Origin of the sequence: Streptomyces sp. NPDC050439 (genome assembly GCF_040655335.1) — a bacterium.
Classification (GTDB): domain Bacteria; phylum Actinomycetota; class Actinomycetes; order Streptomycetales; family Streptomycetaceae; genus Streptomyces.
In genome coordinates this window covers 562,855-585,789 of sequence record NZ_JBFAJT010000005.1, presented here as the reverse complement: position 1 = coordinate 585,789, position 22,935 = coordinate 562,855, and the positions used below count along the sequence as shown (strand labels likewise).

The following is a 22,935-nucleotide window of genomic DNA, read 5'->3' as shown; positions in this document are numbered from 1 at the left end:
GGCGGGCACCCATTCGAACGCTTACGATCCTCTGCGTGTCCAAACTGACCGACGTGCCCAAACGGATCCTCATCGGGCGCGCACTGCGCAGCGACCGGCTCGGAGAAACCCTCCTGCCGAAGCGCATCGCTCTACCCGTGTTCGCGTCCGACCCGCTCTCCTCCGTGGCCTATGCACCGGGAGAAGTGCTCCTCGTCCTCTCGATCGCGGGTGTGTCGGCGTACCACTTCAGCCCCTGGATCGCTGTCGCGGTCGTCGTGCTGATGTTCACCGTCGTCGCGTCGTACCGGCAGAACGTGCACGCCTACCCGAGCGGTGGCGGCGACTACGAGGTCGCCAACACCAACCTCGGCCCCAAGGCCGGACTCACCGTCGCGAGCGCGCTGCTCGTCGACTACGTCCTGACCGTGGCGGTGTCGATCTCCTCGGGCATCGAGAACCTCGGCTCGGCGATCCCGTTCGTCGTCGAGCACAAGGTCCTCTGCGCGGTCGCCGTCATCGTGCTCCTCACGGTGATGAACCTGCGCGGCGTGAAGGAGTCAGGGAAGCTCTTCGCCATCCCGACGTACGTCTTCGTGGCCGGCGTCTTCATCATGATCGCCTGGGGTGCCTTCCGGGGCATCGTCCTGGACGAGACGATGAAGGCGCCCACCGCGGACTACGTGATCAAGCCCGAGCACGAGGGCCTCGCGGGCTTCGCGTTGGTCTTCCTGCTCCTGCGGGCCTTCTCCTCCGGCTGTGCCGCGCTCACCGGCGTCGAGGCGATCAGCAACGGCGTCCCGGCCTTCCGCAAGCCCAAGAGCAAGAACGCCGCGAGCACCCTGGCCCTGATGGGCGCCCTCGCCGTCACCATGTTCTGCGGCATCATCGCGCTCGCCATGACGACCAAGGTCCGCATGGCCGAGTACCCGGGCAAGGACCTCTTCCACAACGGGGTGCCGGTCGGTTCCGACTACGTCCAGAACCCGGTGATCTCCCAGGTCGCCGAGGCCGTCTTCGGCAACGGCAGCTTCCTCTTCATCGTGCTGGCCGCCGCCACCGCGCTGGTCCTCTTCCTCGCGGCCAACACGGCGTACAACGGCTTCCCGCTGCTCGGCTCGATCCTCGCGCAGGACCGCTACCTGCCGCGTCAGCTGCACACCCGCGGCGACCGGCTCGCCTTCTCCAACGGCATCGTGCTGCTCGCGGGCGCCGCGGCCCTCCTCGTCGTCATCTACGGCGCGGACTCGACCCGCCTGATCCAGCTCTACATCGTCGGCGTCTTCGTCTCCTTCACGCTCAGTCAGATCGGCATGGTCCGGCACTGGAACCGCCATCTGCGCAAGGAGAGGGACCAGGCCAAGCGGCGCCACATGATCCGCTCGCGGGCGATCAACACCTTCGGCGCCTTCTTCACGGGCATGGTCCTGGTCGTCGTACTGGTCACGAAGTTCACGCACGGCGCGTGGGTCGCGCTGCTCGGCATGGTGATCTTCTACGCGACGATGTCCGCGATCCGCCGCCACTACGACCGCGTCGCCGAGGAGATCGCCGCCCCGGACACCCCGTCCGACGACAGCGTGCGGCCCTCGCGCGTGCACTCCATCGTCCTGGTCTCCAAGATCCACCGGCCGACGCTGCGTGCCCTGGCCTACGCCAAGCTGATGCGCTCGGACACGCTCGAAGCGCTGAGCATCAACGTCGACCCGGCGGAGACCAAGGCCCTGCGGGGCGAGTGGGACCGGCGCGGCATCACCGTCCCGCTGAAGATCCTCGACTCGCCCTACCGCGAGATCACCCGGCCGATCATCGAGTACGTCAAGGGCCTCCGGAAGGAGAGCCCGCGCGACGTGGTCAGCGTGATCATCCCGGAGTACGTGGTGGGCCACTGGTACGAGCACCTGCTGCACAACCAGAGCGCGCTCAGGCTCAAGGGCCGCCTGCTCTTCACTCCCGGCGTGATGGTCACCTCCGTCCCCTACCAGCTCGACTCCTCCGAGGCCGCGAAGAAGCGGGCCCGGAAGCGGTCGGAGTGGAACGCTCCGGGCGCGGTGCGCCGGGGACCGGTGGAGAAGCGCCCCAAGGAGCCCAGCAACAAGGCCTGACCCCCGCGGTTGGTGAGCGGCCGGACGACACCCACGTAGACTGGTGGGCTGTTGTCCGGCCGTTTCCTTTCGGCCGATGCCCCCTTACGTAGTGGAGTCACCCCGCCATGCAGGCAGAACCGAAGAAATCGCAGGCGGGGAACTCGAAGGAGGGCTCACAGGCAGCCTCCCTCATCGGGCAGGAGTACGAGGTCGAGGTGGGCCCCGTCGCGCACGGCGGCCACTGCGTCGCCCGCACAGCGGAGGGCCGGGTCCTTTTCGTCCGGCACACGCTGCCCGGCGAGAAGGTCATCGCGCGCGTCACCGACGGTGACGAGGAGTCCCGCTTCCTGCGCGCGGACGCGGTGACCGTCCTCGACCCGTCCAAGGACCGCGTCGAGGCCCCCTGCCCGTACGCGGGCCCCGGCCGCTGCGGCGGCTGCGACTGGCAGCACGCGAAGCCGGGCGCGCAGCGCCGCCTCAAGGGCGAGGTCATCGCCGAGCAGCTCCAGCGGCTGGCCGGGCTGACCCCCGAGGAGGCGGGCTGGGACGGCACGGTCGTCCCGGCCGAGGGCGACAAGCTGCCCCCGGGCGAGGTCCCGGCCTGGCGCACCCGCGTCCAGTACGCGGTGGACCCCGACGGCAACGCGGGCCTGCGCCGCCACCGCTCGCACGAGGTCGAGCCCATCGAGCACTGCATGATCGCCGCTCCCGGGGTCTCCGAGCTCGGCATCGAGAAGCACGACTGGGCCGGCATGGCCTCGGTCGAGGCGATCGCCGCCACGGGCTCCCAGGACCGCCAGGTCATCCTGGAGCCGAAGCCGGGCGCGCGCCTGCCGCTCGTCGAGCTGGACAAGCCGGTCTCGGTCCTCCGGGTCGCCGAGCAGGACGGCGGCATCCACCGCGTGCACGGCCGTCCCTTCGTCCGCGAGCGCGCCGACAACCGCACCTACCGCGTCGGCAACGGCGGCTTCTGGCAGGTCCACCCGAAGGCCGCCGAGACGCTGATGCTCGCCGTCATGCAGGGCCTCACACCCCGCAAGGGCGACACGGCCCTCGACCTCTACTGCGGCGTGGGCCTGTTCGCGGGCGCCATCGCCGACCGGGTCGGCGACAAGGGCGCCGTCCTCGGCATCGAGTCCGGCAAGCGAGCCGTCGAGGACGCCCGCCACAACCTCGCCGCGTTCGACCGCGTCCGCATCGAGCAGGGCAAGGTCGAGGCCGCCCTGCCGCGCACCGGCATCACCGAGGTCGACCTGATCGTCCTCGACCCGCCGCGCGCGGGCGCGGGCAAGCAGACGGTGAAACACTTGACGGGTCTGGGAGCACGCAGGATCGCGTACGTGGCCTGCGACCCGGCCGCGCTGGCACGGGACCTGGGGTACTTCCGCGAGGGCGGCTACCGGGTGCGGACGCTGCGCGCGTTCGACCTGTTCCCGATGACTCACCACGTGGAGTGCGTGGCGATCCTGGAGCCCGCCACCAAGGGTTCCTGACGCCGGCTCCCCGGCGCGGAAAGGGACGGCACGTGGCGCAGCCTGCGGCAGGAGCGGCGGGGGCCGGACCGGGAGAGCCCGAGCAGCAGGCTCTCTTCGGGTGGGCGGACGCCTCCGCGGCGCCGCCCGCCGCGCACGGGGCGTTCCGGGACAGTCCGCAGGCCCGGCGGATGCTCGACGTGCGGGAGGTCTACGCGGAGCGGGCGGCGCTCGAATCGCCGCGCGGCCAGCAGATCATGGCCCGGTTGCCGGACGTACGCGTCACGGAGGTGGCCGGGCACTGGCGCATCCCCGAACTCCACGGCAACGACGGCAACATCGGCCGGTGGGTCCGCATCAAGACCGAGACGCTCGTCCTCGGGGTCAAGCAGACACTCACCACGCGCTTCAACGGCAGGTCGGCCGACTGGATCGCGCCGGGCCCCTCCAACGGCTGCGCGATGGCCTGCGCCTACTGCTACGTCCCGCGCCGCAAGGGCTTCGCCAACCCCATCACGCTGTTCACCAACATCGAGGCGATCGTCGCCCACGTCCGGCGCCACGTGCGGGCCCAGGGGCCCAAGACGGAACCCAACCAGTGTGATCCGCGGGCCTGGGTCTACGACATCGGGGAGAACGGCGACTGCTCCGTCGACGCCCTGGTCTGCGACAACACCGCGGATCTCGTCGCCGCCTTCCGTGGCCTGCCGACGGCGAAGGCGTCCTTCGCGACGAAGTTCGTCAACCCCGACCTGCTCGCGTACGACCCGCAGGGGCGCACCCGGGTGCGCTTCTCCCTCATGCCCGCCGCCGACGCCCGTCTCCTGGACATCCGCACCAGCCCGATCGCCGAGCGGATCGCCGCCGCTGCCGACTTCCTCGACGCCGGTTACGAGGTGCACTTCAACCTCTCGCCGGTCGTGCTGCGTCCGGGCTGGCAGCGGGACTGGGCCGAGCTGCTCGACCACCTCGACGACGTCCTGCCCGCCCGCGTGAAGGAGCAGGCGGCGGCCGAGGTCATCATGCTGACGCACAATCAGGCGCTGCACGAGGTCAACCTGGGCTGGCACCCCCGCGCCGAGGACGTGCTGTGGCAGCCGGAGGCCCAGGAGACGAAACGCTCCCAGAACGGGGCCGTCAACGTCCGCTACAACCAGGAGATCAAGCGGAACTCCCTGGTGCGCATCCAGGAACTGCTGACCGAGCACGCTCCGTGGCTGCGGGTCAGGTACGCGTTCTGAGCGTGCGGCCCGCTTCGGGTCTCAGGCCGCGGTTGGTGCCAGGCCGACCAGCCTCGCGCTGTCCTCCCACAGGGCCCGCGCCACCTCGTCCTCACGGGCGAGCTCCGACACGTCCGGCCAGCTGAGCCGCCCCTTGCGGAGGGCGGCGAGCACGCGGCCGTCCGGCGGCTTCGCGGCACCGAGGACCAGGTCGGCCAGCGCGTTCCCCGCCGCCGTACGGGTGTTGAAGTGCGGGTTGAGCTTGCGCAGCGGCCACCCGAGGACCGGGGTGCCGAGGAGCGCCCAGGCCGCCCGCAGGGGCAGCGCGAGATCCTTGGCCAGGCCTGTCCCGAAGACCTGGCCCGGATCGAAGGCGAGCGCGGTGAGGCGGTGGTCCGGGAACCCCGACAGGGACCGGGCGGTGAGCACGGCGCACAGCTTGGACGCGGTGTACGCGTGCTCGCCCGCCTTGCGCGGCCGGGGGTCGCGTCCGGCGTCGAGCTCGGGGTGGGCGAGCAGCTCCGCGTCCGCGTGGCGCGGCGGCGTGAGACCGGCCCGGGTGGCGGGGTCGTACGTACCGCTCGTGGTCTGCACGACGAGCGCGCCCTCCCGCAGGACGGGCAGCAGCAGGCGCACCAGGAGGTAGTGCGCGAGGTGATTGACCGCGAACGTCGGCTCGAAGCCGTCCGCCGTTCTGCCGGTGACGTCGGGACGGATCACGCCCGCGTTCAGGACCAGGGCGTCGAGGGGAGCCCCGCCGAGGCGTTGGCGGACCGCCGCCGCGAAGGCGCGCACCGAGTCGAGCTCCGTCAGGTCGAGCGGGAGCGCTCCGTCACCGGCCGCCGGACGGCGCGCCCCCAGGATCAGCCGGGCCTCGCCCGGCTGCGTCAGTCGTCGCGCGGCGATCGCTCCGAAGCCCGAAGTGCCGCCGGTCATCACCATCGTTGACACGCTGCCCCCTCGGGAGCCGCCGATCCGGGACGGCTTCGAGCGTAGCGCCCGAAGCACGGATCGCCGCCTCCCGAGAATGCCGACGAAGGCGTCAGGCGTCAGGCGTCACCCCTTCTGTTCCACCCGCACCCAGTCGACCTCCGCTTTCACGCCGCCCGCCGCGATCCTGTCCACGCTGGACTGGGGCAGGCCCCAGTACGGCTGGGTGACCTTGTTCCAGCCGGCCGGGTAGGCGCCGCCGAGGGCGAGGTTGAGGATGACGTACTGGTCGTGGTCGAAGACCCACTCGCCGCGGGTGGACTCCAGCTTGTTGCGCGTCGTCTCCTGCACCAGGCGGTCGTCGACGTAGAAGCGCATGAGCGTCGGGGTCCACTCCACCGCGTACGTGTGCCACTGGTCGGCCCTGCCGCCGTTCGGATAGGTCTGGCGGGCGCCGACGTTGCCGTCCGCCGAGTAACCGGGGCCGTGCAGCGCGGAGCTCGTCCAGTCGCCGTAGCCGACGTTCTCCATGATGTCGGTCTCGCCGGAGGCCGGCCACGAGACGTCCGGGTCGTCCACGTCGCTGCCGAGCATCCAGAAGGCGGGCCAGAACCCGTCGCCGACCGGCAGCTTCATGCGCGCGCTGACCTTGCCGTACGTGAAGTCGAACTTGGTGTTGGTGTCGATGCGGCCCGACGTGAAGTCGTACGTGCCGCCGCCCGTGGTGGTGCAGTTGTCGCAGTAGTCGGCCTCAAGGACCAGACTGCCGTTCTCCGTGCGGATGTTGTCCGTGGAGTCGACGTACGCCTGCGACTCGCCGTTGACCGACCCCATCTCCTGACCGGTCCTGACGACACGCCACTTGGAGCGGTCCAGGCTCCCGGCGGTGAAGTCGTCGAAGAACGTCGTCCGGTACGCCCCCGACTGCTCGCCCGGCAGCGCCGGATACGCGGCGGACGCGCTCCCGCCGGTGCCCCACACCTCGAACTCGTAGAGCGAGTAACCGAATTGAGCGGTGGACGGGGCCGGGTTGTGGAAGGAACGGCGTTCCTTGCCGAGCATCCGTACATAGCGGCCGGTCGCCGGCTGCGAGAGCCGCACATTGTCGTGCAGCCCCACCGCGTCCCCGGGGGACTTGATGTTCGCCCGCCGCGACGCGACGTCCGCGGCGGAGGGGCGGTGGACCGTGCGCCAGGTCCGGTTGTCGTCGGAGACCTGGAGTTCGTAGTCGACCGCGTAGGCCGCCTCCCAGTACAGGTCCACGGTGTCGATGGTGGAGCGCGCCCCCAGGTCGACCGAGATCCAGCGGTCGGCGTTCCAGTCGCTGGACCAGCGGGTCTGATCCGCCTTGAGGTCCGCGGGCCGGCCGCCGTCGGTCGCGAAGGACGGGGCGTTGCCCGCGTGCTGGTAGCGGTTGGTGTAGGCGGGGTGGTTCAGGGCCAGGTTGGAGCGGGTCGTCGATGCCGGGGCGGGCTCACCGCCGTAGACCTTGAAGGCGTGCAGCGAGTAGCCCCAGGGTGTGGCGCGCTCGATGCCGCGCATCCGCACGTAGCGGCCCGTCACCTCCTGGGGGTAGGTGTGGGCGGTGACCGAGCCGCCCGTGCCCGCCGTCTCGGGGTAGAAGGGGGTCCAGTCGGAGCCGTTCCTCGACACCTCAAGGACGTACTTCTTGCCGTAGGCGGCCTCCCAGTCCAGGACGACGCGATCGACGCGGAGGGTGGTGCCGAGGTCAAGGCGTATCCACGCGTCGTCGGCGAACTGGCTCGACCAACGGGTCGAGGCGTCGCCGTCGAAGGCGGCGCCCGGCCCCGCGCTGCCCGCCTCGTTGCCGGAGGCCGTCGCGGAGGACGGGTTCGCGGTGTACGCCTCGGCGGCGCGGTCGGTGTCCCAGGCCGCTGCGGCGACCGCGCCGGGAGGGTCGGCCGGCGCGGCGGAGGCGAGGCCGGCCATCAGGGTCAGGACGCAGGCCGACGCCAGCGCGATGACCGGGGTGAGTCTCTTTCTTCCGGACGTGCGGGAGGTACGGGAGCGCATGCTGCTCTCCTTGCGGATGGGGGAGGACGGGCCTGGGACGTGGGGTGACCGGTGGATCAGGGGAAGGAGACCACCGTGGACGGCACCGTGTTGGAGCCCGACGTGGGAGCACCGATCGCGTTGATGACGTGCGCGTACTGGCCCTTGCCGCCGAGCGAGACGACGAGCAGGTGGTGGAACTTCACGCCCGGCTTGTTCGGCGCGGCGAAGCCGTGTTCCTGCACGATGGTCGGGTCGACGTTGTAGTAGCAGTAGCTGCCCAGACCCCAGCCCTCATGGGTGGTGACCGAGTCGGCGACCTTGTACGCGGCGAAGCCCCGCAGGCTGCCGTTCTGGATGGCGGCCTGGTTGGGGGCGTCGTACGCCTTCTCGTTCTGGTAGAAGATCGTGCGCCCGCGCTCGCCGTTCCACTGCACGTCGTACTTGTTGAAGTGCTCCACGAACAGGCCGGTCGCGAGCACGTCCGCGCCGTTGACGACCACGCCGTAGTCGGCCCGGTTGGTCTCCCAGCCGACGCCGTCGCCGTGGTCCGCGCGCCAGACCCAGGTGTGGTCGACGATGGTGTGGCGGCTGTTGACCACCATGCTGGTGGTGGCCTTGCCCGCGCCCGCGCCGCCGATGCGGATGAACACGTCCTGGACGGTGGTCGGGTTGCCGACGTGCGAGTTCTTCGCGCCCGCGGGGCCGATCTCGACGAGCGTCCTGGAGTTCTGCGGCCCGGCGTCGACCAGGAACCCGGCCAGCCGCACCCCGTCGACGTCGGCGGTCTTCACCGCGGTGACCCCGTTGTCCGGGATGAGGGTGGCGTAACCGATGCCGAGGACCACGGAGTTGGCCCGCTTGACCTCGATCGGCCGGTCGAGGTGGTAGATGCCGGGGGTGAGCAGGAGGTGCAGCCCCTGGGCGAGGGCTGCGTTGAGGGTGGCCGCGCTGTCGCCCGGCTTGGCGACGTAGAAGGCGGAGAGGGAGAGGGACTGGCCCTGCGGGGTGCCGTGGCCCCAGCTGGTGCCGCGGGCGTTGGTGCGCAGGGCGGGCAGGAAGACCTTGTACTCGGCGCCGTCGAGGTAGATGAAGGGCTTCTCCCGGGAGTACGGGGTGTTGTTCAGGGTGGTGTACGGCGGGTCGGGGAAGGAGTCGCCGGGCGCGCCCTCCACCCCGGAGAACACCATGTTCCACACCGCGTTCAGCCAGCCGCCGATCGAGCTGTCGCGGGTGTACCACTGCTGCTGGGAGTACGGCTGGACGGTGCCGTCGATGCGGCTGTCGGCGATGTAGCCGCCGCTGGCCCAGCCGTAGCCGTCGGGGGCGAGGTTCAGGTCGCCGCGGATGTGCATGCGGCGGAACGGGGCGGCCTGGGAGACCGCCCAGCGGTTGGCGCCGCTGACCGGGGAGAGGGAGAGGTTCTCCGCCGAACGCCAGAAGTTCTGCGTGGCGTTCCCGTTGAACCAGCCCGCGTCGACGGTGACGTCGCCGTTGAAGTGGGTGTCGTCGGGGGAGAGCCCCAGGCCCATGATCGAGGTGTAGAAGCCGATCTGGGCGTTGAGCCCGCTGTAGTTGCCGGGCTTGAACAGCAGGGCGTAGCGGTCGGTGCCGAACTGGGCGGACTCCTGCTTCCGGAATATCTCGTCCAGCTTGCCCTGGATGCCGCCGGTGGACGGGTCGAAGACGATGACGTTCGGGCCGAAGTCGGGGGCGAAGGCGTTCGCGGGCCGGGGGCGGCGGGCGGCGGGGGCCTGCGCCGGGGGTGCGTCGGGAGCGGCGACCGCGTGGGAGGCGAGCATCCCGGTGGCCGGGACCGCCAGAGCGGCGGCCAGGGCGGAGCGGCGGGAGAGGGTGGATCTCGCGGCGGGCACAGGCTGGTGCTCAGACATGGCAAATCCTTCTGTCGGCTGGGCGGTTCGGATTCCCTGGTTCGTTCAGAACCTGAACGGTGAGCGCTGAGAGAGCGCTCTCTCGCGTTGGATAGTTGTGTCTGGGACAAGGTGCGTCAAGGGGGTGCGCACGATGTCGCGTGGACTGGTCGGGAAGAAGTCAACTAGGTGCCTGTGTGGGCAAGTTGGCGTCAATCGCTCGTGCGTGAGGGATATGTCCGCTGACATGGCGTGCTCTCAACAGCCGTTGTGACGGGTCTCCTTGCCCCCGCATCAGGCAAGGAGACCCGAACGCCCGCCCACCCCGGTTGCTATAAAGACCCCGTGACAGCCGACGCCCCGCGCCCCGCCCGCCCCGTGACCCTGGAGGACGTGGCCCGGACGGCCGGCGTCTCGCGCGCCACCGTCTCCCGGGTCGTGAACGGAGCGCCCACCGTCGACCCGGTGCTGCGCCGCCAGGTGGAGGAGGCGGTCGAGGCCACCGGCTACGTCCCCAACCAGGCCGCCCGCTCCCTGGTGACCCAGCGGACCGACTCCATCGCCCTGGTCGTGTCGGAGCGGGAGCGCCGGCCGGTCGAGGCTCCCTTCGTCGGCCGGATGTTCACCGACCCCCACTTCGGCCGGGTGGTCGGCGGCCTTCTGGACGTGCTGCGCCCGGCCGGGGTCCAGATGGTCCTGATGCTGGTGGACGACGACACCTCGCGCCGGCAGTTCCTCTCGTACCTGCGCCAGGGCCATGTGGACGGGACGGTGCTCGTCTCCTCGCACGCCTCCGATCCGCTGCCACGGCTGCTCGCGGAGACCGGGCTGCCCGCCGTGCTCGCGGGGCGCCCGGCCCAGACGGTTCCGCTGCCGTACGTGGAGGTGGACCAGCGGGCGGGGGCGCGGATGGCCGTCGACCGCCTGGTGGCCGGGGGGCGCCGCGCGATCGGCAGCGTCGCGGGACCGCAGGACATGCCGGCCGCGCAGGAGCGCCTCCAGGGTTTCCGCGACGCGCTGGCGGCGCACGGCATCACCGAAGCACCTTGGGCGGAGGGCGACTTCACCCGGGTGGGCGGCGCCGAGGCCACGCGGCGACTCCTCGCCGAACGCCCGGACCTGGACGGCGTGTTCGTCGCCTCGGACCTCATGGCGCAGGGCGCGCTGCAGACTCTCCTGCGGGCGGGCAGACGGCTGCCGCAGGACGTGGCGGTGGTCGGCTTCGACGACAGCGAGGCCGCCGGCGCCTGTGAACCCGCCCTGACCACGGTCCGGCAGCCGGTGGAGGAGATGTCCGCCGAGATGGCCCGGCTGCTCCTGGCGCGGATCAAGCGCCCGGGGCGCGCGCCGCTGTCGATGGTGTTCCGTCCGGCGTTGGTTGAGCGGGCGTCGGCGTGAGTGGCGTCGGCGTGAGGGGTGACGGGCGCGTGGGGCGGGTTGGGACAGCAGCGCCACCAGTGTGACCGTGGTGTCGGAGTGGTCCGGGAGGGGCGAGTTGAGGTGCGCGCCGCTGTCGATGGTGTTCCGACCAGCGCTGGCCGAGCAGGTGACGGGGTGAGCGGCGTCGGTGTGACCGGTGACGGGTGTGCGGCCCGGGTCAGGACAGCAGGGCCACCAGTGTGACCGTGGTTCCGGATGGGCAGACCGTGATGTCGACGCGGTCCGCGAGGGCCTGGGCCAGCCACAGGCCCCTGCCGCTCTCGGCTTCGTCGCCGTCGGGAAGGGCCGCCGCCGTGCACGGTTCCGCCCTGGGCAGCCCCGGGCCGCTGTCCCCGACGACGCACCGCAGCCCTTCGGCCGTGTGCGCGAGATGGATGCGGCCCTTGCCGCCGCCGTGCACGACGGCGTTGCTGGCGACCTCGTGCACGGCGAGCACGAAGTCGCTGAGCCGGGGCTCGCAGAGCCCCGCGTCCTCGGCGCGGCGGTTGACCAGGAACCTCAGACGGGCCAAGTCGGCCATGGTGAAGGGGAGTTCCAGGAGGATCGTCCTGCCCGGTGTGGGGGCGAGGGTGGCGTCCAGGTGAACCCGGTGCGGGGCCGGGTCACCGCCGTTGTCGTCGTTGCCGATGCCGCGGTTGAGGATCACTTCGCGGATCACCCTTCGCCCAGGACCAGTTGAGGCACTTCGACGGCTCCGCAGAGCCGTATCACTCTGTCCTGCTCGGACCGTGAGCGGACCGCCAGAAGGTGGTCGCGGGGCAGCCCGCCCGCGAGCCGCACCAGCGTCGACGCGGCGTGTACGTCCATGAAGCACAGCTCGGAGAGATCGAGCAGACGCGGACGGTCCGGACCGCTCAGGGCGCGCGCGAGCGCCGAGTCGAACTCCTCGCGCGTGGCGAGGTCGACGTCTCCGGCGACCCGCAGTTCGGAGCCGATCCGGACGATGTCCAGGGCGCCGAGATGGCCCAGTATCTGCTTGGGGTGGGCGCGGTGGACCCGGTCCAGGAGGTCCTCGCCGAACTTGCGCCGGTCGTACTCGCAGATGGCGGTGAACCCGATGTCGGCGAAGAGCGGCGAGAGTCCGGTCTCGTACTCGACCAGGAGATCCTGGTCGACGCCCGGTTCGGTGGCCCAGCCCATGTCGCCGACCGCCCGGATCCCGCTGAAGCCGTCGTGGCGTGCCTTGTCGGTCAGCTCCACCCAGGTGGCGGCGCGCTCGACGGGGTCGAAGCCGGTGGCCGGGTCGTACCCGGGGACTTCGTTGACCACGACGAGGCGGCCGTCCATGAGCGCGGACCCCAGCGGAAAGCCGCCGGCGCTCAACTGCTCGGCCGCGACGGCGGGAGTGGTGGCACGGTCGGTGAAGAACACCACTTGCTCGCCGCGCGACAGGCCTATGTCGGCGTACGCGGCACGGAGTTCCCAGCGGGTTTCGTCGTCGTCGAACCCGAGGCATGCGTGATCCCCGGAATTCATACGGGTGACGGAGACCGTCCTGGTCACAGAACTGGCATCCATGGGGCAGAGCCTAGGGTCCGCGCCAGGCGGCGCGGCCGTCGTGATCACTGTTGACTGAAGTCGTTCCAAACGCTCGACAACTCGATAATTCATTGCGCGGCGCGTTTGCGGGAGACGATGATCCCCGCATGGTTTCGACTCCTCCCGACGGCCGCGCCGGTATCGACGCCGCCCTGGTGAAGCGTCTGGTCGCCGCGCAGTTCCCGCAGTGGCGCGACCTGCCCGTCAGGCCCGTGGAGGTCGACGGCTGGGACAACCGGACCTACCGCCTCGGTGACTCCCTCACGGCGCGGCTGCCCACGGCCGCCGGATACGTCCCCGCCGTGGCCAAGGAGAACGAGTGGCTGCCGCGGCTCGCGCCCTCCTTGCCCTTCGCCGTCCCGCCGATCATGGGGGCGGGCGTCCCGGGTGAGGGTTATCCCTTTCCGTGGTCGGTCCGCGGCTGGCTGGACGGGGAGACGGCCGCTCGCGGACGCATCGACGACATGCCTCAATTCGCCCTCGCTGTCGCGGAGTTCATCCTCGCCCTGCAGCGCTGTGACACCACCGGAGGGCCGCTCGCGGGCGAGCACAGCTGGTACCGAGGGGCGTCACCCGCTTACTACGACGAAGAGACCCGGCGGTGCCTCGCCGCCCTCGAAGGCCGTGTCGACACGGAGCGGGCGGCGGCCGTCTGGGACGCCGCCCTCGCCGCCGAGTGGCACGGGACGCCCGTGTGGTTCCACGGCGACATCTCCCAGGGCAACCTGCTGGTCGCCGACGGCAAACTGACCGCCGTCATCGACTTCGGCACCTCCGGCGTCGGGGACCCGGCCTGCGATCTGGTGATCACGTGGGGGATGCTCACGGGCGAGAGCCGGGAGGCGTTCCGGCGTGCCGTCGGGCAGGACGCGGGCACCTGGGCGCGGGCCCGGGGCTGGCTCCTGTGGAAGTGCCTGCTGACCCTGGCCCGGAACAACGGCACCGACCCGGAGCAGGCAGCCGTTGATCAGCGGCTGATCGCCGAGGTCCTGGCCGACCACGAGCTCCACGGCTGAACCGGGGCCGGCGGGGTTCGGCGACGCCTCACGTGGGCACGACGGTGACCTCCGTGGCCTTCACGCTGGTCCACACCCGCGTACCGTCGGTGAGGCCGAGTTCGGCGGCGGCCTGCGGGGTGATCTCGGCGACGAGGTCGGGAGCCTGGGGCGAGGTGATCAGGAGCCGGAGCCTGCTGCCGCTGGTGGTGATCTCACGGATGGTGCCGGGCCAGACGTTGCGCGGGCTGCCGGTGGGCCTGTCGCGGTGCACGGAGACCGCTTCCGGGGCGATGATCGCCAGGGCCTCGGTGCCCGGCGGCAGCGGGTCGGCGACCACCAGGGTCCCCCCGCCGGGCAGGGCGAGCCCCTCGGGCCCCGCGGTGCCGGGCCAGGCGTTGCGGCCCAGCATCCTGGCGACCCAGGGGGAGCGCGGATGCCGGGTCACCTCGGCGGGTGCCTCGTCCTGGAGGGCGAGCCCCTGGTCCAGTACGAGGACCCGGTCGGCGAGGGACACCGCCTCGACGGGATCATGCGTGACGATCAGGCAGACGCCGCCGAAGGAGTCGAGGTGCGTGCGCAGGGTGTGGCGCACATGGGCCCGGGTGGTCTGATCGAGGGCGGCGAGCGGTTCGTCAAGCAGGAGCAGCCGCGGCCGGGCTGCCAACGCCCTTGCCAGCGCCACCCGTTGGGCCTGACCGCCGGAGACCTGGGCCGGCCTGCGGTGCGCGAGGTGCCCGACGCCGAGCCGGTCGAGCCACTCCTGGGCGCGCCGCCGGGCCTCGGCTCGCGGGACACCCAGCGCACGCGGTCCGTACGCCGTGTTGGCGAGGGCGCTCATGTGCGGGAAGAGGGCGCCGTCCTGCGGGACCCAGGCGACGTGACGGCGGTGCGGCGGGAGCCCGGTGACGTCGGTGTCGCCGAGCCGGAGCTCGGCGTGGGCACGCGGGGTGAGGCCCAGGAGCGCGCGCAGCAGCGTGGTCTTGCCCGCGCCGTTGGGCCCGACGACGGCGATGGTGGTGCCCGGCTCGGCGTCCAGGGTGAGCCGGTTGAAGCCGGTGACCTCGGCGTGCAGGGACCAGCGATCCGGCGAGGGCGGGACGGACTCGACCGCGGGGGACCCTGGGAGTGCGGGCGCGGCCATCTCGTCCGGCAGCCGCACCGGACGGCCCTGACGCCGGTCGTCGCCGGGAGTGCCCATCCAGCGGCCGCGCAGCGCGACGAGCACCGCCATGGCGATGGCGAGCAGCAGCAGCGACACGGAGGTCGCGGCCTCCGGGGAGTCCTGGAGCAGCAAATACACCTGGAGCGGCAGGGTCTGGGTGGTGCCGGGGAGGTTGCCCGCGAAGGTGATGGTCGCGCCGAACTCGCCGAGGGCCCGCGCCCAGGTCAGGGCGGCTCCGGCGATGAGCCCGGGAGCGACCATGGGCAGCGTGACGGTGCGGAAGACCCGTACGGGAGAGGCGCCCAGGGACGCCGCGGTCTCCTCGTAACGGGGGCGGAGTCCACCGAGCGCGCCTTCCAGACTGATGACGAGGAACGGCATCGCCACGAACGTCGCGGCGATCACCGCGCCGGACGTGTGGAACGGCAGGGTGATCCCGAACGTGTCTTCCAGCCACGGCCCGAGCAGCCCGCGCCGCCCGAAGGCGAGCAGCAGGGCGACGCCGCCCACGGTGGGCGGAAGCACCATCGGGAGCAGCACGAGGGAACGTACGACCGCCTTGCCGGGAAAGTCGACGCGGGCGAGCAGCCAGGCAAGCGGCACCCCGAGCAGCAGGGAGAGCGCCAGCGCCCAGAAGGAGACCACGAGGGACAGTTGGAGTGCCTGCGTGGTCCCCTCGCCGGTCAGATGGGCCCCCAGCTCGCCCCATTCCGTACGGGCGAGGATGCCGAGCAGCGGCAGCATCAGGAACGCGACGGCGAGCAGCGCGGGGATCGCGAGGGCGATCGGGGTGCGGGGGCCGGCGGTGCGGCCGCGCAGGCGTTTCATCGTGGTCCCTGGGGTGCGCGCTGGGTGGTTCGCGAGGTGAGGGGGCGTCAGGGGCGGTCCGGGAGACGGCCGGAACGCCCCGACCGGGGAGGCGGCCGGCCCCCTCACCTCGGCGGGTGCGGCTCCATCCTGCCGGGCGGTGTCGTCTTCTCCCGGCAGGGTGGGGCCGCGGCTTTCCGGGCGGTGGCTACGGCTTCTCGAAGCCCGCGCCCCGCAGGATCTTCTGCGCGGCGGGCGTGGAGAGCCACTTCACGAACGCGGACGCCGCCTCCGCGTGCTCCGAGGTCTTCAGGGTGGCCGCGGGGTACTCGGCGATCGCGTTCTCGCCGTCGGGGATCTTGACCGCGTCGACCTTGTCGGCGGCGGTGGCCGCGTCGGTCTTGTAGACGAGCCCGGCGTCGGCCTCGCCCAACTCGACCTTGCTCAGGACCGCGCGGACGTTGGGCTCCTGCGAGACCGGCTTCACGTCGACGTCCTGGTCGTCCAGGATCTGCTTGCCGTAGCGGCCGACGGGCACCTCGGCTGCGGCGAGGACGACCTTCAGCTTGCTGTCGGAGAGGTCCTTCAGCTCGGCGACCTTCTTCGGGTTGCCCGCGCCGACCGCGATGACCAGGCGGTTCTTGGCGATGACGGACGGCTTGCCGGTGTCGGAGCCGAGCCCGTCCATGGTCTTGGTGTCGGCGGTGACCAGGGCGTCGGCCGGGGCGCCCTGCTTGACCTGGGCGGCCAGTTCCTGCGAACCGGCGAAGGAGAAGTTGACCTTCGTGCCCGGGTGCTCCTTCTCGTACGCGGCACCCGCGGTCTTGAAGACGTCGGTGAGCGAGGAGGCGGCGAGCACGGTGAGGTCGGCCTTCGGGGCGGCGGCGCCCGCGGGCTTCTTGCCGCTGTCGTCCTTGCTGTCTTCGCTGCCGCAGGCGGCGAGCGGGACGAGCAGGGCGGCGGTCAGCACGGCGGCCGCGGCGCGGCGCCGGACGGGGGTGAGAGCTGGGGACATGAGCGTGAACTCCTCAGAGCCGGGCCGGCGGCGCGGTCCGGCCCGTGGTGGCGGACCTGGCGTGCGGACCAGGGGTCAGGTGCGGTCGATGTGCACGCTGGTGGACTTCACGCGGGCGGTCGCCTGCATGCCGACCTCCAGACCGAGCTCCTCCACGGCCTCCCGGGTCAGGAGCGAGACGAGCCGGTGCGGACCTGCCTGGATCTCGACCTGGGCCGCGACGTCGCCGAGCTTCACGGCGGTGACGATGCCGGGGAAGGCGTTGCGGGCCGAGGTGTAGGGAACCTCTTCCTCGCCGCCTGCTCCCTGCGTCTGCCCCTGTGCGACCTCGACGGAGAACGCGGCGAGAGCACGGCCGTCGATGAGCCGACGGCCGCCTTCGTCCCGGTGGGTGGCGACCCGCCCGGCGTCCGCCCAGCGACGAGCGGTGTCGGGGCTGACGCCGAGCAGGCGTGCCGCCTGTCCGATGGTGTAGGACTGCATGCGCGACACGATAGGCCGCATTGCCTGGCATCTACAACACTTCTGGGCGTTCCTACATGGCAGATGCGGCCATGTTGGAGGAACGGTCAACGGGAGGGACGGTCGCCCGGAGGAACGGTCAAGAGGTCTCCCGCACCTGCGGCACCTGCTTGAGGGCGATGCCGAAGTGCGTGGCGTACGCGTCGAGCACGTCGGCGTCCGTGGCCAGTTCGGAGGTGCGGCGCTCCCCGGCCTCCGTAGTGGTGAGGGTGCGGCCGCTGAGGGTGATCCGTCCGGTCTCGGTGAGCATCGAGCAGACCAGCGACCGCGTGAAGTGGGACCGGGGCGAGGTGCGGTGCCACCAGGCGCCGGACGTGAAGTCGCCGAGGGCGCGCGGGCGCAGGTCGACCACGTACTGCGCCTTGCCGTCCCTGCTGACGTCCAGATCGCCCTCGGGGGTCTCGGTGATGCGGAAGACGCCGCCGGGGTCCTGCTGGTCGCCGCGCTCGCCGAAGGCCAGCGGGAAGTGGCTGTGGGTGCCGAAGCCGATGTCCGCGAGCAGCTCGTCGCCGTCGGAGGTGCGCACGCGCAGCGCGAGGTGGTCGTAGGGAATCCCGGGCCGCCCTTCGGCGTCGTACACCCGGGCCTGCAACAGGGTCACCTCGAAGCCGAGCGCGGTGAGCAGCGCGGCGAAGGCGCCGTTGAGTTCGTAGCAGAAGCCGCCGCGCCGGGCGCCGACGACCTTCGCGACCAGGGAGTCCTCGGTGAGGTCGATGTCCTCGCCGAGGTGGATGGAGAGGTTCTCGAAGGGGACGGCGCGCAGGTGCGCGAGGTGCAGGTCGTGCAGGGCCCGCGCGGTGGGAGCGGCGGGGCGCTCGGCGCCGATGCGGCGCAGGTAGGCATCCGTCGTATCAAAATCCATGGGCAGATTCTCGCGCGTCGCGCATCATGGGCGCCTGCCCTGGCCGCACAGCCGTCGCTTCGGCGCCGCGGCGCTCCGGGCGCCCCCTGCTTCCGTACCGAAGGAACCCATGCCGGCCGAACCCGTGCCCTTCCGGACCTCCGTCTCCGACGACGTACTGAACGACCTGCGCACGCGCCTCGCGCGCACCCTCTTCACGCAGCCCTCCGACTCCACGTACTGGGCGGCGGGCGTCGACCCCGGTTACCTGCGCGAGCTCGTCGCCCACTGGGCGGACGGCTTCGACTGGCGCGCCGCCGAGGCCCGGCTCAACGCCTTTCCCCAGTACGTCGCCGAAGTGGCCGGACGGCGCGTGCACTTCGTGCATCTGCGGGGCCGCCGCCCCGAGGGCGCCCCGGCGCCGCTGCCGCTGGTCCTGAGCCACGGCTGGCCGAGCAGCTTCGTGGAGATGCTGCGGGTCGCCGGGCGCCTGGCCGACCCTGGCGCGCACGGCGGTGACCCCGCCGACGCCTTCGACGTGGTGATCCCCTCGCTGCCCGGCTTCGTCCACTCCGAGCTGCCGCGCGAGCCGTTCACCCGCAGAGGCGTCGCCGAGATCTGGCACGAGCTGATGACCGAAACGCTGGGCTACGAACGCTTCGGGGCCTTCGGCGGGGACATCGGCGGCGGGGTCACGCAGTGGCTCGGCGCCCTCTACCCGCGGACCGTGGCGGGGGTGCACGTCACCTCCGCCGTGATCACGGAAGAGTTCGAAGCGGAGCCGCCGACTGCCGAGGAGCGGTCGTATCTCGACGCGCTGGCCGCGTACGACGTGGGGGACCAGGGCTACAGCGAGATCATGTGCACCCGTCCGGACACGATCGCCGCGGCCCTGATGGACTCACCGGCGGGGCTCGTCGCCTGGATCGCCGACAAGTACCGCGACTGGAGCGACTGCGGCGGCGATCTGGAGGCCCGCTGGGACAAGGACACCCTGCTCACCGTCGCGACCCTGTACTGGGCCACCGGCAGCATCGGCTCGTCCTTCCGCCAGTACTACGACTACCCGCGGAACAAGCCGGTGCCGCCCATCACCGTCCCCGGAGCCATCACCCTCAGCCATGAACCGGCGTTCGCGGACTACCCCAGGAGCCTCGCCGAGCGCGCCCTCACCGACCTGCGCCACTGGAGCACACCGAAGAGGGGCGGGCACTTCATGGCGCACGAGGAGCCGGAGCAGGTGGCCCGGGAGCTGCGGACCTTTTTCCGGCCGCTCAGGTGACTCAGGTGAGTTAGGTTAGGCTTAGCTAACTTGATGTTGTCGTGGGCTGGACGGCGTGTGCTCGACGATGTGCTCGACGTCCTGTGCTGGACCAGGAAGGCGGGGAACGATGCGGGTCCTCTTCGTGTGCGGATGAGTGTCACCACGGGGGTGTACGCGGCCGATGCGGCGCCCCGCAGGATCGCGGGCGCCGTGCCCCTCGTCGAGCGCGCAGCCGCCCGCGCCGCTGAGGCCGATGAAGCAGGGCGTACCGCCGTCCTGGAGGAGTTCTGGGCGGAGGTCGCGAGCCGTGGCACGCCCTTGGTCGAGGCGCTCGACGACGACCCGGACCACCGCGCCGTGACGTTCCTGTGGCGGGGCCACCGCGCCACCCGGCAGGTCCTGCTCATCGCCGAGGGCATCGCGGACCGCGCGGACCTCGCCGCGTCCCGGCTGAGCCCGCTGCCCGGCACGGACATCTGGCATCTCACCTACCGGCTGCGCGCCGACCACCGCGGCTCGTACCGCATGGCGGCCGACATCTCGCCCGGCGAACCGCCCGCATCCGCCGAGCTCCTCCAGCGACGGCTGCTCTCCCTGTCCGCGCACGCCGCGCCCGACCCGCTCAACCGCCGCGCGATGCCGGGGCGTTGGCCGGACCGCGACTTCTCCGTGTGCGAACTCCCGCGGGCGCCCGCCCTGCCCGGGGCCGGGCTGCGCGCCGGTGTGCCCCGCGGGAGCGTCGAGCGGCACCGGCTGCCCGCCGGCGTGCTCGGCACCGAGCGTGACGTGTGGGCTTACCTCCCGCCGGGCGGCCGCACGGCCGGGCTGACGGTGCTCGTGCTACACGACGGCGACATGTGGTTCGGGCGGCTCGCCTTCCAGGACACCCTGGACGCCCTCGTCGCCGACGGCACCGTGCCGCCGCTCGCGGTCCTCGCCCCGGATGCCGTCGACAGGGACACGCGCACCCGGGAACTGGGCGCGCACGACAGTCACGTGCGCTTCCTCGCCGACGAACTGCTGCCGTGGGCGGCCGGCCGCCTGCCCCTCACCACCGACCCCGCCCGCACGCTCGTCGCGGGCCAGGGCCTCGGCGGACTGACCTCCCTGTACGCGGGACTCCTGCGGCCGGAACGGTTCGGCAACGTCCTCGCCCAGTCCGCGCCCGTCTCGGGACTCGACGTCAGCGCCTCCCGGCCCGTCGGCGCCTCCCGACCCCTCACCGTGCGCCTGGACGTCGGCCTGCACGAGAAAGAAATTCTTGATCATCATCACGATCTGCACGAGACCCTGCGCTCGCGCGACTGCCGGGTGACCCTGAACGCGTACAACGGCGGTCATGACTGGGCCTGTTGGCGCGCCTGTCTGGCCGAAGGGCTTGTGGGACTCCTGGGACACTGACCCGTCGGCACTGGCACACTGGTTCGCCCGCTCCGTGTCGCTGTTGGGCTGAACGGGTGAGGTCGCGTAAGAATGAGCCAGTGCAGATATCGAGTGCGAGCCAGGACGGGGTGGAGCGTTGAACAGCCACGACGTCACCGATGAACAGTGGGAAGGGCTCGCCCAGGTCGTACCGCTGCGCAGCCGCAACGAATGGCCGTCCTGGCCCGGCCACCGTGCGATGCCCGACGCGGAGACCGAGGCGCGGCGGCGTTTTGTGGTGATGCGGGTGAACATCTTCGCGGACGCCCGCGAGGTCGCCGAGACCGTGATGGCGCAGATCCCCGTCCTCCTGGACCTGACCGGGGCCGAGACGGAAGTCGCCAAGCGCGTACTGGACTTCAGCAGCGGCGTGGTCCTCGGCCTCGGCTGCGGGATGCACCGGGTCGACAAGAACGTCTTCCTTCTGGCGCCGCCCGGCACCGAGGTGCAGGGGCTCGTCGCGGCGGCCCAGTCGTAGCGGAGGCCTTCGTAGCGGAGGCCTTCGTAACGGAGGCCTTCGTAACGGAGGCCTTCGTAGAGGACGCAGCTGTTCGACTCTTCCGCGGAATCCCTCATTCGTAGGAAGGTCACTTGGGCGGAACGGTTCACCGGAGCCGTTTCCGCCTAACGTCCGGACATGACTGTGCACCTCCCGGAGGCGGGCGCCGAGCCACCGTCGGGTCCGGACCGGAGCCGCGTCACCGAACTCCGTCTCTCGGCTTTCGCCTCGCACCGGGGCGCCGTGTTCCCGCTCGGACCGCTGACCCTCGTCGCGGGGCCGAGCGGAAGCGGCAAGACCACCGCGCTCGCCGCGTACGAGGCGCTGGCGAGGCTCGGTGCGGGCGAGGAACTCGTCGACGTCTTCGCCGATCCCGTGGCCTGCGTGCCCGACCGCGCACGGGGTGACGGGCAGCATCGGCGCGGTTTCCGCATCGGCTGCACGATCGACGGTCCCGTCGGGGCGGTGCGGCTCGATGTCGCCGTACAGGCCGAGCCCGAACTGCGCGTCGTGGGGGAGCGGCTGACCCGGGGCGGGCTCACCCTCCTGGAGACGGCGCTGCGCGATCCGGGGCGCCGGGCGGTGCAGGCCGCCTGGCACACGGCGGGCATGACGCCGGTGACGCGCGGTCCGCTGCCGGACGACCGGCTCGGCACGGCCCTGCTCCCGCTGCGGGTGGCGGGCAAGACCGAGGGGCAGCGCCTGGTGCTCGCCGCGGCCGAGCAGGTGGTGATCGCGCTGCGCTCGGTGTTCCCGTGCGCTCCCCGGCCCGGCCTCATGCGGCTGCCGGTGCCGCCCGGACTGATCGGCGCGGGGCGCCTGTTGAGCGGCTGCGACAACCTCGCCGAGGTCCTTCTTCGTACGAGGCAGGAATGCGGCCACCGTCACGCGCGGCTGGTGAGCGCGGTGCGGGCGGGGTGCGCGGGGCCGGTCGCGGACGTGCTCGCGGAGGTCGCCGACGACGGGTCGGTCCATGCGCTCATCGACCGGGGCGGTGGCATCAGATCGCCCGTCGGGCGGCTCGGGGACGGCGAGTTGCGGTACCTGGCGCTGGCCCTGGTGCTGCTCACCGGGCCCGGGGTCCTTGAGGTGGACCCGGTGGCCGAGGTGCCGTCGGCGTACCAGAGCCTCACCGTGCTCGCCGACGGACTCGACCACTTCCTCGACCAGCGGCAGAAGCGCGCACTCGCGGAACTGGCGGCGGGCACCTGCGAGCGCGGCCACATCCGCCTCGTCGGGACGGTGAGCGACGCGTCATGGGGCGCGCTGGTGGGCGGGGCCGCGATGGTAGACCTGGGGGCGTGACGGAACTTGATGTGGCGGGACTGCAGCGCAGGCTGGCGGACTTCGCGGCGAAGCGGGACTGGGAGCAGTACCACACGCCGAAGAACCTGGCCGCCGCGCTCAGCGTGGAGGCGTCCGAACTGGTCGAGATCTTCCAGTGGTTGACCCCGGACGAGTCGGCGCGGGTGATGGAGGACCCGAAGTCGGCGCACCGCGTGAAGGACGAGGTCGCCGACGTGCTGGCCTACCTGCTGCAGTTCTGCGAGGTGCTCGGCATCGACGCGCTGGCGGCGCTCGACGCGAAGATCGACCGGAACGAGCGGCGTTTTCCCGCGAGGTGAGTGCGCGGCCCGGTCCGGCCCCCGAAAGCCTGTGGCTCCTGCGTGGTCGCAACGCAGATCTATGGTGCGTAGATTTGTCACTCTCTGGAGTGGACGCATTGTCCACAGTCGATAACTTGTCCACAGATTTCCTGGTTGCTCTGGCTTTTCGTCCCGCTGGCACTCACTCTGGGTAGTGAGCAAGGGAGTTCGGGCGAACGTGCGGTGGGTGTGCGCGCGGGATGGGTGG

19 protein-coding genes are annotated in these 22,935 nt (G+C 71.5%); 10 read left to right on the top strand and 9 right to left on the bottom strand.

The window, feature by feature from the left end; genetic code table 11:
• Positions 1-35 precede the first annotated feature (35 nt).
• From AB0I66_RS23690 to AB0I66_RS23680, 3 genes are all read left to right on the top strand, one after another.
• Positions 36-2,084 (top strand): APC family permease, encoded by a 2,049-nt coding sequence (locus AB0I66_RS23690; RefSeq protein WP_363209913.1) that lies wholly within the window; start codon positions 36-38, stop codon positions 2,082-2,084.
• Positions 2,085-2,191: 107 nt separating this feature from the next.
• Positions 2,192-3,559: a class I SAM-dependent RNA methyltransferase gene (locus AB0I66_RS23685; protein ID WP_363209912.1), complete on the top strand. Its 1,368-nt coding sequence runs from the start codon at positions 2,192-2,194 to the stop codon at positions 3,557-3,559.
• Positions 3,560-3,591: 32 nt separating this feature from the next.
• Positions 3,592-4,779, top strand: a complete 1,188-nt coding sequence (locus AB0I66_RS23680) for a spore photoproduct lyase family protein (protein ID WP_363209911.1) — start codon at positions 3,592-3,594, stop codon at positions 4,777-4,779.
• 21 nt (positions 4,780-4,800) lie between these two features.
• On the opposite strand, the gene AB0I66_RS23675 is transcribed toward AB0I66_RS23680, so the two are convergent.
• The 3 genes from AB0I66_RS23675 to AB0I66_RS23665 all read right to left on the bottom strand — a co-directional run bounded on the left by AB0I66_RS23675 (position 4,801) and on the right by AB0I66_RS23665 (position 9,593).
• On the bottom strand, positions 4,801-5,700 hold the full coding sequence (locus AB0I66_RS23675) for an SDR family NAD(P)-dependent oxidoreductase (RefSeq protein WP_363210061.1): 900 nt from the start codon (positions 5,698-5,700) through the stop codon (positions 4,801-4,803).
• 114 nt (positions 5,701-5,814) lie between these two features.
• Positions 5,815-7,638 carry a discoidin domain-containing protein gene (locus tag AB0I66_RS23670; RefSeq protein ID WP_363210060.1) on the bottom strand — a complete coding sequence of 608 codons (1,824 nt, stop codon included), beginning with the start codon at positions 7,636-7,638 and terminating at the stop codon, positions 5,815-5,817.
• 140 nt (positions 7,639-7,778) lie between these two features.
• Complete coding sequence (locus AB0I66_RS23665; RefSeq protein ID WP_363209910.1) at positions 7,779-9,593, bottom strand: coagulation factor 5/8 type domain-containing protein; 1,815 nt, start codon at positions 9,591-9,593, stop codon at positions 7,779-7,781.
• 324 nt (positions 9,594-9,917) lie between these two features.
• Here AB0I66_RS23665 and AB0I66_RS23660 point away from each other — a divergent pair, with 324 nt between their 5' ends.
• Entirely contained in the window at positions 9,918-10,970 is a 1,053-nt protein-coding gene (locus AB0I66_RS23660; RefSeq protein WP_363209909.1) for a LacI family DNA-binding transcriptional regulator, read from the top strand.
• Between the two features lie 199 nt (positions 10,971-11,169).
• On the opposite strand, the gene AB0I66_RS23655 is transcribed toward AB0I66_RS23660, so the two are convergent.
• The gene (locus tag AB0I66_RS23655; RefSeq protein ID WP_363209908.1) at positions 11,170-11,658 is read right to left on the bottom strand and encodes an ATP-binding protein; all 489 of its coding nucleotides are present in this window, start codon (positions 11,656-11,658) and stop codon (positions 11,170-11,172) included.
• 8 nt (positions 11,659-11,666) lie between these two features.
• Positions 11,667-12,530, bottom strand: a complete 864-nt coding sequence (locus AB0I66_RS23650; protein WP_363209907.1) for an MEDS domain-containing protein — start codon at positions 12,528-12,530, stop codon at positions 11,667-11,669.
• Positions 12,531-12,658: 128 nt separating this feature from the next.
• Between AB0I66_RS23650 and AB0I66_RS23645 the strand changes: the two genes are divergently transcribed.
• Positions 12,659-13,567 (top strand): aminoglycoside phosphotransferase family protein, encoded by a 909-nt coding sequence (locus tag AB0I66_RS23645; RefSeq protein WP_363209906.1) that lies wholly within the window; start codon positions 12,659-12,661, stop codon positions 13,565-13,567.
• Between the two features lie 28 nt (positions 13,568-13,595).
• On the opposite strand, the gene AB0I66_RS23640 is transcribed toward AB0I66_RS23645, so the two are convergent.
• From AB0I66_RS23640 to AB0I66_RS23625, 4 genes are all read right to left on the bottom strand, one after another.
• Positions 13,596-15,539 carry an ABC transporter permease gene (locus tag AB0I66_RS23640; protein ID WP_363209905.1) on the bottom strand — a complete coding sequence of 648 codons (1,944 nt, stop codon included), beginning with the start codon at positions 15,537-15,539 and terminating at the stop codon, positions 13,596-13,598.
• Positions 15,540-15,726: 187 nt separating this feature from the next.
• Entirely contained in the window at positions 15,727-16,533 is an 807-nt protein-coding gene (gene modA / locus AB0I66_RS23635) for a molybdate ABC transporter substrate-binding protein (protein WP_363209904.1), read from the bottom strand.
• Between the two features lie 75 nt (positions 16,534-16,608).
• On the bottom strand, positions 16,609-17,016 hold the full coding sequence (locus AB0I66_RS23630; protein WP_363209903.1) for a helix-turn-helix transcriptional regulator: 408 nt from the start codon (positions 17,014-17,016) through the stop codon (positions 16,609-16,611).
• 118 nt (positions 17,017-17,134) lie between these two features.
• Entirely contained in the window at positions 17,135-17,917 is a 783-nt protein-coding gene (locus AB0I66_RS23625) for an arylamine N-acetyltransferase (RefSeq protein WP_363209902.1), read from the bottom strand.
• A 109-nt stretch (positions 17,918-18,026) separates the two neighbouring features.
• On the opposite strand from AB0I66_RS23625, the gene AB0I66_RS23620 reads away from it, so the two are divergent.
• From AB0I66_RS23620 to AB0I66_RS23600, 5 genes are all read left to right on the top strand, one after another.
• Positions 18,027-19,178, top strand: coding sequence for an epoxide hydrolase family protein (locus AB0I66_RS23620; protein ID WP_363209901.1), 1,152 nt, complete (start codon positions 18,027-18,029; stop codon positions 19,176-19,178).
• 132 nt (positions 19,179-19,310) lie between these two features.
• Positions 19,311-20,561, top strand: coding sequence for an alpha/beta hydrolase-fold protein (locus AB0I66_RS23615; RefSeq protein ID WP_363209900.1), 1,251 nt, complete (start codon positions 19,311-19,313; stop codon positions 20,559-20,561).
• A gap of 118 nt (positions 20,562-20,679) precedes the next feature.
• Positions 20,680-21,060: a cell division protein SepF gene (locus tag AB0I66_RS23610; RefSeq protein ID WP_160507707.1), complete on the top strand. Its 381-nt coding sequence runs from the start codon at positions 20,680-20,682 to the stop codon at positions 21,058-21,060.
• A gap of 159 nt (positions 21,061-21,219) precedes the next feature.
• The gene (locus AB0I66_RS23605) at positions 21,220-22,386 is read left to right on the top strand and encodes an ATP-binding protein (protein ID WP_363209899.1); all 1,167 of its coding nucleotides are present in this window, start codon (positions 21,220-21,222) and stop codon (positions 22,384-22,386) included.
• The gene (locus tag AB0I66_RS23600; protein WP_363209898.1) at positions 22,338-22,706 is read left to right on the top strand and encodes a nucleotide pyrophosphohydrolase; all 369 of its coding nucleotides are present in this window, start codon (positions 22,338-22,340) and stop codon (positions 22,704-22,706) included. The genes AB0I66_RS23605 and AB0I66_RS23600 overlap by 49 nt, the downstream gene beginning before the upstream one ends.
• Positions 22,707-22,935 lie beyond the last annotated feature (229 nt).